The organism is Enterococcus rivorum (assembly GCF_001742285.1).
Classification (GTDB): Bacteria; Bacillota; Bacilli; order Lactobacillales; family Enterococcaceae; genus Enterococcus_L; species Enterococcus_L rivorum.
This window is the reverse complement of record NZ_MIEK01000081.1, coordinates 71,943-84,742: the sequence shown is the minus strand read 5'-3', so window position 1 is coordinate 84,742 and position 12,800 is coordinate 71,943. Positions and strand designations below refer to the sequence as shown.

Genomic DNA, 12,800 nt, shown 5'->3' with positions numbered 1-12,800 from the left:
ATTTTGAAAAAGAATATATTTTTATTTGTTGCTGACCAAATGCGCTCGGATTCAATGGCTCATAGGGGGAATCCAGCATCCATTACCCCTAATTTAGATGCTCTCGTAGAAGAAGGAGTTTCTTTTGAAAATGCCTATTGTCAAAATCCAGTTTGTGTACCGTCTAGAAATAGTTTTTTAACAGGTTTATATCCTCATACAAACGGTCATCGAACCATGCATTATTTGCGACGCGAAGAAGAGCCAAGTATTTTGAAAGAAATGAAAGAGAATGGTTATGAGGTCATCTGGATTGGTAGAAACGATTTTGTTCCTGCGGACAAGCCTAAAACAGAGCATTGCGATGAATACTATGATGGCGAAACTGACGAAAATACGAGAGATGTCATTAGTGATGGAATGAGTCTTTCAATCGATATGAATGAAGATACAAAACGACTATACAAAAAAATGCTTAGTGGTGATACACACTATTCATTTTATATGGGAAAACTTCCCGATAGAGAAGGTTACGGGAAAGCGGACTGGAATTGTGTAGAAAAAGCATTGGAGTACATTGACCGAAAAGGCAAAGAAAAAGAAGGAAAACCATTTTTTGTATACTGTACACTGATGTTTCCACATCCACCATATGCTTGTGAAGATCCATGGTACTCCAGTATTGATCGAAGTAAATTACCAGAAAGAAGACCGAATGTTAAGGACATCCCTAATAAAGCAAGTATGCTGTATGGAATTAACGAAAAGCAAAAACTCAATGAGTGGACAGAAGAACGTTTTGATGAGTTGAGAGGGACTTATTTAGCTATGGTTTCACGTTTTGATTACCAGTTGGGTCTAATTAAGGAAAAACTGAAAGAAACAGGACTGTATGATGAGACAAATCTACTTGTCTTCAGTGATCATGGAGATTATACCGGAGATTATACAATTACAGAGAAAGCCCAAAATTGTTTTGAGGATCCAATTTCGAATGTTCCATTGTTAATTAAGCCTGCTAAAGGAGTTCCAGTTAAACCCAGAATTTCTAAGGCTCAAGTAGAGTTAGTAGATATTCCAGCAACAGTAGCAGAATTGGGCGGATTTGATTTATCTTATACTCAGTTCGGAAAATCATTACTAGCAAGTGTAGCGGGGGCTGAAGAGCACAAAGATGCTGTTTTTTGTGAGGGAGGTCGTATTCATGGGGAGACCCAAGCGATGGAAAGTGGACATGGTCCAGAATCACCTTATTGGCCACGATTATCTACCCAATGTAGTGAAGGACCAGAACATACGAAAGCATTGATGTGCCGTATGGGAAAATACAAATATACTATGCGTCTCTATGAGCAAGATGAATTATATGATTTAGAACAAGATCCAATGGAAATAAAGAACCTTGCAGAACTGCCAGAATATCAAGAAGTTCTTGTTAAGATGCAACAACGAATAACAAGGTTTTACATGGAAACAACTGATTTTGTTCCTAACAAAAGAGACAAGAGATAAATAATTTATTTAGAAGAGGGTGAGACAGAAGTCGTTTTGGGGCGAGAAATTAGACCGAAAAGCACACCATACGCTTTATGGATTGCGTGATTTTCGGGAAATTTCCGAAGACCCAGACTTTTGACTACCGTTTATTCGGATTTAGAGGATGAAACAAAACTGATTATTAGTTTTGTCCCATCCTCTTCATTCTATCTAAAAAGGTTCAAAACAATCAAAAAAATGTGAACATAAAAAATAAATCTCAAAGAAAGTAGGGGAAATGATGCAAAAAATTTTGGGAGGGAGCTACCAAATCGGAACAAATTCCGGTGTGGGGGTACCAACAGATTTGGAAGGACCAGCAATTCAAGTAACGATAAACGATTTTTTGATAGATTCTTTGACCGTGACGAACCAAGACTTTTTATCATTCGTCGAAGCAACAGGTTATGTTACAGAAGCGGAGCGATTAGGTTGGTCATTTGTTTTTCATTATTTTTTAGATGAAGTGACAAAGAAGCAGTCGCAAACAGTAGGGGGATTATCATGGTGGTATGGGGTGAAAAAAGCTGATTGGCGTCATCCAGAAGGAGCTAATTCTACGATTACTGGTCGAATGGATCATCCAGTTACGCAAGTTTCTAGAAATGATGCAGTAGCTTATTGTATCTGGGCTGAAAAAAGATTGCCTACAGAGGCGGAATGGGAAATTGCCGCTAAAGGAGGAAATAATTTTGATCAATATCCATGGGGCAAGGAGTTGCTGATTAATGGTGAACATCGTTGCAATATTTGGCAAGGTGATTTTCCAGATAACAATATTCACGCAGATGGTTTTGACGGTACCGCTCCAGCAAAGCACTACCTTCCTAATGATTACGGCCTTTATCAAATGATTGGTAATGTTTGGGAGTGGTGTGTCAACCCTGGTAGGATTTCACTAGAAACCTTTAACAATATGGATGGCAAGACTTTTTGGAAACAACACCAGCAAGTTGATGATCAATACTATGCAATTAAAGGGGGATCTTTTCTCTGTCATCATACCTATTGCAATCGCTATAGAATAGCCGCTAGAAATGGAAATACAGGGATGTCTGCAAGTAACAACATGGGATTCCGTTGTGTAAAAGATATTTAATCGATAAATGGATTGCTGACCACGATATCGGGCGACAGTCACCTGAAAACGCTAAATTTGCTATACAGTTATTTTTTTCAAAACTACTGGTTTTTCCTGTTTTATGCTAAAATAGAAACATATGTACGTAAAAAGTGTTAATTAGGAAAGGTGAAGGAATGTACGAGTATATTATTGGTCGAGTGACGTTTATTAGTCCTTATTATATTGTGTTGGAAACAAATGGAATCGGTTATCAGGTTTTAGTCAGTAACCCATACCGTTATTCAGGAAAAACAGATATAGATAGTAAAATTTATCTTCATCAAGTTGTAAGAGAAGATGCTCATTCTCTATATGGATTTAGTGATTTAGAAGAAAAGCAGCTTTTTTTAAAGTTAATTAGCGTTTCAGGGATTGGTCCGAAAAGTGGCTTGGCTATCATGGCGTCAGAAGATCATGGCGGTTTAATCAATGCTATTGAAAATGAAGATGCGACATACCTTACAAAATTCCCAGGAGTTGGGAAAAAAACCGCCCAACAAATGATCCTAGATTTAAAAGGAAAACTTGGCGATTTAGAAGCTTCGGAAGCTGCAGTCAAAGCGATGGCGCAAGATGTTCCAGTGCCAACGAGCAATCAATCATTGGCTGAAGCCCAAGAAGCTTTAAGTGCATTAGGCTACAGTGATAAAGAAATTAAGCGAATTACACCGAAATTGGAAGAATTAGGTGTCCAACCAACCGATGAATATTTACGCAACGCATTGAAATTCATGATGAAACGATAAGGGGGCTTTAAAATGACAGAAGAAGAAAGACTACTTTCAGCTAAAAGTAGTGAAAGTGAAGCGTCTCTTGAAAAATCATTAAGACCACAACTTCTGGCACAATATATTGGTCAAGAGAAAGTGAAGCAAGAATTGACCATCTATATTGAAGCCGCCCGCAATCGTGAAGAAGCCTTGGATCATACGCTTTTATATGGACCACCGGGCTTAGGGAAAACAACAATGGCAATGGTGATTGCCAATGAAATGCAGGTTAATATCCGGACAACAAGTGGACCAGCTATTGAGCGACCTGGGGACTTAGTGGCCATTTTGAATGAATTAGAACCAGGCGATGTTTTATTTATTGATGAAATTCATCGTTTACCAAGAGTAGTAGAAGAGATGTTGTATTCTGCAATGGAAGATTTTTTTGTGGATATTATGGTGGGTCAGGGAACAACTGCTCATCCTGTCCATTTCCCTTTGCCGCCATTTACCTTAATTGGCGCAACGACACGAGCAGGGATGCTTTCTGCACCATTACGGGATCGTTTTGGGATTATCTCACATATGGAATATTATAATAATGACGATTTAAGAGAAATTGTTCTTCGTTCTGCCGATATTTTTCAAACAGAGATTGTTGAAGAGGGGGCTTTTGAAATTGCTAGACGCTCTCGGGGAACACCACGGATTGCCAATCGTTTGCTAAAAAGAGTACGAGATTTTGCGCAAGTGCAGTCTGATGGGATTATTAATCGAGAGATTGCGGATCAGGCGCTGACGTTATTGCAGGTGGATCATCAGGGGTTAGATTATGTGGATCAAAAATTGCTGAAAACAATGATTGAGCTATATGGTGGTGGACCAGTTGGGTTAAGCACGTTGTCTGTCAATATCAGTGAAGAAACAGAAACGGTAGAAGACATGTACGAACCTTATTTAATCCAAAAAGGCTTTATAAAGCGTACACCAAGAGGTCGAATTGCTACGTCATTAGCTTATGAACATTTTGGGTATGATTCATTTTATAAGGAATGATACAACGATAAGTGCAGTGACAAACTGTTTTTGAATCACAATGATTCGTTGAGAGGGAGACTATGCTGAACAACAAACTAGGAATTAAGAACCAGGTTCAGTCGGCAAAAATGGAAGAAAAACTTAGTAAAGCGAATGCAAAAAAGCTTTATGATTCAGGGGATATTTATCAACTAGAAGTAGGTACTTATAAAGGTTTAGCAGAAATCCACCGCTACCATTTTGATGATCTCTATGAATTTGCTGGGAAAACTCGTACAGTGGACATTTCTAAAAGATGTTCAGGCATCGTTACAAGTTAGGTAGGAGACAATCTATGGGAAGTAGAAGAAGGTTAGGGAGAAAAGAAGTTAACACCATTGAAAGAGACTTAAAAAAATTTCAAATTATTATTATAGTAGGATTAGTATTTGGAACACTAGGAATATAAAGATAGTAACGATTATCGCTTTAGTGTTCTTAGGATATGGCATTTTTTTAGCACTTAAAGCATGGCATTGTTTAAAAAATCTTAGAAATCATAAGTAACGATAAAAAAGATCAGTAAATTCAGTAACTTAAACATTGTTTAACTATTGAAGAAATACAGCGAAAGGATTTTTTCTTTTCGTTTTTTTTTGGTATTATTAGCATATCAACAAGAAGTGGGGAAAAATGATGAGCGAATCACAAATTACTAAAAAGGCAATTGCGAAGGCATTAATTGATCTATGTGATCGAAAACTATTCAGTAAAATTAGTGTCCAAGACATTACGAAAGAAGTGGGCTTGAATCGCCAAACTTTTTATTATCACTTTACCGATAAGTACGATTTATTGCGCTGGGTGTATATGCAGGATTCTTTGGTCTATTTGGATTCCACCGATTTAAATTTAGACAATTGGGAAGAACAAGCGTTGAAAATGTTAAAAGCAATGAAAGAAAAAAGTGATTTTTACTATAACACAGTTAGTTCAGATTCGGATATTTTAATGAGTGCTTTTTCTGAAATTACCATTAAATTATTCAGTAATCTTTTCGATCAAATGGATGAAGAAAAACAATTATTACCAGAAGATAAAGCCTTCTATGCACGTTTCTTTTCTTATGGTTGCAGTGGCGTTTTAAATAATTGGATTATTGAGAACTATAAAGAGACGCCATTAGAGATTGCGACGCAACTATTTCGTTTAGCAAAGGATACTGAATTTTTTTCTCATCGTTTATATCTGCAAGAGAATGAATAATTGTGACACATTGAGCAAACTGTCTAAAAAGGCGACAGTTTGAAAGTGCTAACAGAAGACTTTTACCGGGAATCGTTGTACTCTAAGTTCAGAAAATGAATCGGAGGGATTCTCATGAAAAAGAGAAACATTGGCTTATTTGCTGTAGGTGCATTAGGTGCGGCTTACCTGACTAAGAAAGTAAAAGAAGAAAAAAAAGTAACTAAGGAAATGGAAGTAGAAGAAGAAATTAGCAGTCGCTATTATGGGGATAAACAAGTCTACCTAATCGGTGGCGGAATTGCTACGATGGCAGCTGCTGCATATTTGATCCGAGATGCTAATTTTAATGGGAAAAATATCCATGTGATTGAAGGCATGTCAATTCTTGGTGGTAGTAATGATGGAATTGGTTCTAATGAAACAGGTTTTGTCGCTCGTGGTGGACGGATGTTAAATGAAGAAACCTATGAAAATTTCTGGGAACTTTTTGACAGCATTCCCTCATTGGAATGGGAAAATCATAGTGTAACAGAAGAAATTTTAAACTTTGACCATCTTCATCCAACACATGCGCAAGCACGTTTGGTGACAAACACACAAGAAATTCTAGATGCCCATACAATGGGATTTGATAACGAAGATCGCATGGCCATGACTAAACTGATGTCAACGGCGGAAGAAAATTTAGATGGCCTCACAATCGAAGAATGGTTCGGTCCTCATTTCTTTGAAACGAATTTCTGGTATATGTGGCAAACAACTTTTGCTTTCCAAAAATGGAGCAGCTTGTTTGAATTACGTCGTTATATGAATCGTATGATTTTAGAATTTTCTCGTATTGATACTTTGGAAGGTGTTACACGAACACCATTGAACCAATATGATAGTTTAATTTTACCATTACGTACTTTCTTAGAAAAACATGGAGTGGATTTCACTTTAAATGAAGATGTAGTTGATTTAGAGTTTGCGTCAGGTGAAGAAATAACAGTCACAGCTTTGAAGCTAGGCAATGGAGGAATGATTGAACTGGCTGAAGAAGATGTGGTTATTATGACGAATGGAACGATGACCGATTGTTCTACTGAAGGAGATTGGAAGACACCAGCCCCAGAAGTAACCGAAGAATCACGCTCCGCTCGCTTATGGCGAAATATTGCTAAGAAAAAAGAAGGCTTAGGAAACCCAGAACCATTCTTTGGGAATGAAAAAGAAACCAATTGGGAAAGTTTTACAGTGACATGTCGTGGCGATAAATTATTGAAGAGAATTGAAGCGTTTTCTGGAAATATCCCTGGTTCAGGAGCTTTGATGACGTTAAAGGATTCTAGCTGGTTAATGAGCACTGTTGTAGCAGCACAACCTCATTTTAAAAACCAAGATGCTGATACGACTATTTTCTGGGGCTACGGAATTTACACTGATAAAGTCGGTGATTACGTGAAAAAACCAATGCGTGATTGCACTGGGGAAGAAATTCTTTACGAATGGATTTGCCAAATGGGTTGGCAAGAGGATTGGGAAGAAATCAAAAAAGATATTGTAACCGTCATTCCTGTTTATATGCCTTATATTGATTCACAATTTCAGCCTAGAAAAATGACAGATCGTCCACAAGTTGTTCCTGCAAATAGTACGAATTTTGCCATGGTTAGTCAATTTGTAGAAATACCAAAAGATATGGTATTTACTGAAGAATATTCGGTCAGAGCAGCAAGAATTGCAGTGTATACATTGTTTGAAATTGACAAAGAAATCATCCCTGTAACGCCTTATAATCGCGATCCTAAGGTTTTAGCAAAAGCTGGGAAAACAATGTTTAGGTGAAATTTAAAATGCGAAGAGAAGTTGGGATAGAAGTGTCTAGCTCCGAAGAACCTTATCAGTATTCAGATGACGGAGTAACATGTCGCTTGCAGTTACGCCTTATTCTGTTCCATTAGCTACTCCATAGAATGATTGCAGTGAATTAGTTTAATTGTATGTAATACTTAGAAGTCAATGAAATCTAAGCGAAGTGCTACTTCTTCCTCACCGTCTATTTGGGTTTCGAGAGGGTAGAAAAAAACTTACGTAATTTTTGTTCCATTTTTCCAGATTCGTTAAAAATTGAAATCATTTGAGAAGTTATTTAGAGTCTTTCAGGGCTTTAAATAGCTTTTTTTGTTTAATAAAAAAAAAAAGTTAAAAATATGAATTACAAACTAAATATACCATTTTCATTTTATATTGATTGCGTTAATTTTATTGGAATGTATAAATAACATAATTTCGGTATTTATATCCAATATGTATGTTTAAAAATGTGTTATTTTATGTTAAGAAATAAAATTATCTAAAGATTGAATACCCATACAAAAAATGAGGTTTTATCGTTTTTTTAATCAGGAAATTGTTCTTGATCCTTCTATCTCTATTTTGGTTAGGAAGAAATATAAATGAGTTTTAATAAAAAACAAGAGATGAATCCCTGTTTGATATTACTAATTTTTTTTTATAAAATACCGAAAAAATATTAGTAAAATAAATTTTTTTCTGTAAAAAAATGAAATAAAAAACTTTATTTATCTATAGATTATCTATTTTTTTTTTGATAAGATAAGGTCGAGGTTGGAAAGTAGCTGAGAAAAATCACTGAGGAATAATTTTGCGATTTTGCTAAGGGTAATTAAACTCATCTGTAGAAAAATTTCTTATGTGTTACATAGTTTTAACTTTCTATCCCAATATTGCCGCTATTTACTGGAAAGTTACATTTGCTTTTTAGTAATTATAGTGACATTATTTTTAGAAATTAGAAATATTTTTTTTGTTGTTTTCTATAGATAAAAAAGTGAAAGTAATTAATAATTTCACTTTTTTGTGCATCATTACAGGATGATATGGGAGGGAAATATCTTTATGGGAAGTCCAATCCATTTTAGGAAATGCAGTCTTGAATCAACTAAAGAAAAGAGGAAACTTTTTGATTAGGATGAAGATCACTTAGTGAAATGATAAGCATTTTTTAAGTGGAGACTGCAGAAACTTGTGGTTTGAAAGAATGACATTAAGTTAAGTATTTAGTTAAAAGTAGGATCAGAAAGATATGGTCTTAATGATTTAAGGCGATACAGTATTTTATCTAGCGATATTATCATAAACATTCTTGTTTTCGATCTAACTTTAAGACAAGTAACTCAAAGGAGGTGTTGCGATGAGAGCTTAGATAAGAAGTTGATTTGAAAATAAGAGAAGAAAGGAGAAGAAAAGTTGAGTATTCCAAAAAAGAAAAAGGGTTACTATATTGTTGGGTTACTTTTATTAATGGGATTATTAATAGGAACATTATATGTTCGATCTAACCAAATTCTAGCGAAGCCTGAAAAAACTCTTCAGTCTAGCAGTAAAAATAGACGTGGCACGCTGCCTGATCAAGAGTCAGCATCAATCAAAAAATTGGATGAAAACTCTAAGAGTTCATTGGAACCGTTGGAGCTTGTAGAAAATGTTGAAGGTTTGAAAGCCAAGGCTAAACCACTCATTTTAACAAAAGAAGCTACATTTCCTGATTTAGCAAAAGTAGCTGAACGTGATCGTCTTTTTTCAGAACTGGTAATTCCTAATACTAAACAGCAAGCCTCTTTTGATTACGTCGATGAAAATGGTTCTCCTATTAAACCTAAAATTGGGACAGTGGGGTTCTATGTTGTCTATGTAGAAATTTCTGAAACGAACAGTGATTCTAGTATTCGTGTGCCGATTCCAGTGACTGTTGTTGATGAAACGACCACGACACTGCTAGAGGAGAGAGTTGCTCTTCAAACAGAAGGTACCGTAGAGAACAAAGTCACGTTATCTTTAGAGGAGATAGCAGGCAAAGCACCAGAAGAGTTAAAAGAACTAGTAAAGAAACGAGCTAAAATCAGTGCGTGGGAAACAGAGACTGGGGCAGAGGTTCCAGTAGCGATCTCTGAAACGACAATTGAAGAATCCGTTGGAACCTATCAGGCTACTTTTGCTGTTTCAGTTGGCGAGGGAGATAAGCAACAGACTGCTACTATGGAAAAAGAGATTGTTGTACAAAAAGCGACTTCCGAACCAGTTGCCAGTCTTAACTCAACAAGGGCTCATCCAACTCGTGAAACTGTTGAGGTTGACTCTAAGGCAGGGATGAGTTATAACTTACCATTTTTGAAAGTCAGTGAATTGACAGGCAAAACAACTGTCGAGATACGAAATTTGATTCAAGAGCGGTTGGCTTTGAAAGCTTGGAGATTAAGTAACAGGAATCCATTAAATCCAAAAATTAGAAGTTCTAACGTTACATCTTCTAGTCAAGGTGAGTGTGTAGCTGATATTGAAATTGACTTTACTGGGCAAAAACTTATTCATAAAGTCAAAGTTTTAGTTGTACCAGATATAGTGTTCGATAAAGATTCTGCAGTAGGATGGGAAAATATTCCTGGAGGAGCTAAGGATGGATTTGTTACGAATCCAGTGAATGGCTCTAAAATAGGTTTCCTTACAAGAGGTTTGAATGACGATATGGATCTTTGGAAATGGAGTGATATAGGTTTTAGGGTTGAAGATAAGGCTGGAAGAGGCTACGTTTACAAGGATGGAAATTATCGTGTAACAACAATTCCCGGTATTAATAACCAAGTCATATATTCCAAGCCTGATGATTCTGCAGAATTGCCACTAGGTATTTGGGGGCGAAATAGAGGTCTGGGACGTAAAGATGAAGACAAGAAGGAAATAACCACTAAATATTTCTTACGAAAAAATAATCGGCTGAAAGAATTGTTGTTTGACAGTAAAAATCAAGTGTTATATGTCTACGACTTAGGTTTAAGTCGTAATTTAAATTTTTTCGTCAGATTGGACATGTATAACTTATCTAGTGATGTGAAGAGTTTTGCTATGTTAGAGAATGTTGATACAGACTATTATACTGATAATGTGCCAATTTATGCTTTGGAAAATAATGGCGGGTTCTATCTGGAAAAAAAGGGAGCTACAGATGCAGATAATAAGCGCTTTAGTATTAGGTTGAAAAATGCTAAAGGTGATTGGCTTTCAGATTATCAGAAGTTTTATGCAGGAGATTATCACGCCATGAAGATGTTTAATGGGTATAATTATTTTGGGAACGACTTTAGTAAAGCTGGTCTAGAAAATAAAAAGTATAATCAGGGAGACGTCATTATTACGAACACAGATTCAGCATATGCACTCGGAGCACCTTGGAAGGATATCCAACCCAATGAAGCATTAAAAACCGGTTATGAGGTTTTTGCAGGAAATGAATTGCCTTATATGAATTTACAATTGAATCCGAAAATTTTTAATGTCTATCGAGATAGAGAAGGTTCATTTGATGTGAATTATAGCTTAAGCCGAATTCCGACAAAAGATGCTACAGGTAAAATTTACGCAGTATATCCAAATGGGGAGGAAGGAAGTTTTCCTTTTGTAGGAGATGATGAAAAAACTGCAGCGGGAAAGCTGACAATTCCAAGAAATGTCTTGCCAAATGAGATGAACGGGGAACTAGGCTCAGTTAAAACGTATGCTACGAATTTAGTGGCAGTACATGAAAATCCTAAATCATCAATGGATGGCTTGCCATCGCAAGATCAAGCTGTCGTAATCAACGTTTATAATTTAGGCGGTAAACCAATTGGACAAGTAGTTAAAAAAGGTAGTACCTGGAATAAAACTGCGGAGTCTTTAATTAAAGATCCTGTCGTTCTACCTGGACATAAGGCGAAGTTTGAGTACGAAGATTCGAAAAATCCTGTGGATACCTCTAAAGCAGGTCTTCAACTTATTAAAGTTCGCATGACCGACCAAAATGAACCGACACAGACTGTTGTTATGGAAGTTCCGGTACTTGTAACGGAAGAGACACCACCAACTACGGGATTGGTTCTTGAAGCCAATGATTTTTCTTTATCTAAAACAGAAGTGGCAGGTCTAGATAAGCAGAAATTAGACGCTTTCATCTTGAAGAAATCAAATTCGGTTACTTGGGACATTGCAACTGGGTTAAATGATGGCATTGAATTATCAGTTAGAGAAACGACTTTAACAAACAATCCAGATCCTCTCAAGAGTTATACAGCGACGCTTCAAGCGAAAAAAGGATCTGTGGTTAAGACGAAGAAGATTCAAATTTATTTAAGTGCAAAGTTAACGGTTGAGTTTGTCGATGAAAAGGGAACTTCACTTGAGACAGCATATACCGATGTCAGAGAGATTGGGACTAGTGTGGATGTCAGCCAAATAAGTGGAGTGGCAACGATTTTAAAGAAACTCAAAGATAATAACTATGATTTAGCACAAAATCCAGAAAACGAAACAATCACAATTGCAGTTGGTGAAAACAAGGTGATGTATCAATTTAATGGAACTTTAAAACTGCTTTCGGCACCAACTGTTTTGGATTTTGAAATGAAACAGGCAACGATTAACGCAGTCCGATACAAAGCACCAAAAATTATAGGCAAATCGTTAGTTGTTTCAGATACACGGGCTGAGAAAGTTAAGTGGAATCTGAAAGCTAAAGTGAATCAACCTTTGACAAGCTTAGAAGATAAGCAAGTGAAGATGCCAGAAGCTATTAAGTACCAATACCAAGAAGAGGTCTTGACTCTAACCGATGAAAATACCACTATCTTCAGTCATTTGAATACTGTATCAGGACTTTACGATGTGACGAAAGAACGCTGGTCCAAAGGGGACGGCTTTATGTTGGATTTAGCACCAGGTGCGGTTAAAGCTCTTGGGAAATATCAAGGTAAAATAACGATTACTTTAGAAAATGCAAAGTAGAAGGAAGGAAAAACAAATGAAAAAACTCAATGTACAACGCATATTATTTACCTTCCTTCTTTTCTTTCTGGGTTTAACGCTATCTAATGGCATTGTTCATGCTGAATATGGAGCAGAAGTTCCGACCAATGGAGAAATTGTCTTGTATGACAACGCAACTTCAGAGTCAACTAAAGAACCGAAAACTTCTACTTCTACTGGTACGTCTACTTCGGCTGTAAAAAAACCGAAAGGGAAACTCCCTTCTACTGGTGAACTTGTTGGAAACGGGCTAGTGATAGGCGGGCTTATGCTGGTTTTAGTTGTCGGAGGCCTCTATTTCTGGAAACGAGGGTATCGAAATGAAAGAAAGGAGCCGTGATGAG

At 36.6% G+C, this 12,800-nt stretch carries 8 protein-coding genes and 1 pseudogene; all 9 read left to right on the top strand.

Going from position 1 to position 12,800, the window contains the following annotated elements:
• Positions 1-3 precede the first annotated feature (3 nt).
• The 9 genes and pseudogenes from BCR26_RS17750 to BCR26_RS17710 all read left to right on the top strand — a co-directional run bounded on the left by BCR26_RS17750 (position 4) and on the right by BCR26_RS17710 (position 12,796).
• A complete protein-coding gene (locus BCR26_RS17750; RefSeq protein ID WP_084387200.1) occupies positions 4-1,491 on the top strand; it encodes a sulfatase family protein in 1,488 nt (495 codons plus the stop codon).
• 265 nt (positions 1,492-1,756) lie between these two features.
• Positions 1,757-2,614 carry a formylglycine-generating enzyme family protein gene (locus tag BCR26_RS17745; protein WP_069700289.1) on the top strand — a complete coding sequence of 286 codons (858 nt, stop codon included), beginning with the start codon at positions 1,757-1,759 and terminating at the stop codon, positions 2,612-2,614.
• Positions 2,615-2,772: 158 nt separating this feature from the next.
• Positions 2,773-3,384, top strand: coding sequence for a Holliday junction branch migration protein RuvA (gene ruvA / locus BCR26_RS17740; RefSeq protein WP_069700288.1), 612 nt, complete (start codon positions 2,773-2,775; stop codon positions 3,382-3,384).
• 12 nt (positions 3,385-3,396) lie between these two features.
• Entirely contained in the window at positions 3,397-4,407 is a 1,011-nt protein-coding gene (ruvB, locus tag BCR26_RS17735; RefSeq protein WP_069700287.1) for a Holliday junction branch migration DNA helicase RuvB, read from the top strand.
• Positions 4,408-4,469: 62 nt separating this feature from the next.
• Positions 4,470-4,682, top strand: a pseudogene (locus tag BCR26_RS17730) (protein adenylyltransferase Fic); the annotation flags it as partial.
• 382 nt (positions 4,683-5,064) lie between these two features.
• Positions 5,065-5,634, top strand: coding sequence for a TetR/AcrR family transcriptional regulator (locus tag BCR26_RS17725; RefSeq protein WP_069700315.1), 570 nt, complete (start codon positions 5,065-5,067; stop codon positions 5,632-5,634).
• A gap of 114 nt (positions 5,635-5,748) precedes the next feature.
• Positions 5,749-7,443, top strand: coding sequence for an oleate hydratase (locus tag BCR26_RS17720; protein ID WP_069700286.1), 1,695 nt, complete (start codon positions 5,749-5,751; stop codon positions 7,441-7,443).
• 1,425 nt (positions 7,444-8,868) lie between these two features.
• A complete protein-coding gene (locus tag BCR26_RS17715; RefSeq protein WP_069700285.1) occupies positions 8,869-12,435 on the top strand; it encodes a hypothetical protein in 3,567 nt (1,188 codons plus the stop codon).
• 16 nt (positions 12,436-12,451) lie between these two features.
• A complete protein-coding gene (locus BCR26_RS17710) occupies positions 12,452-12,796 on the top strand; it encodes an LPXTG cell wall anchor domain-containing protein (protein WP_069700284.1) in 345 nt (114 codons plus the stop codon).
• Positions 12,797-12,800: the final 4 nt, after the last annotated feature.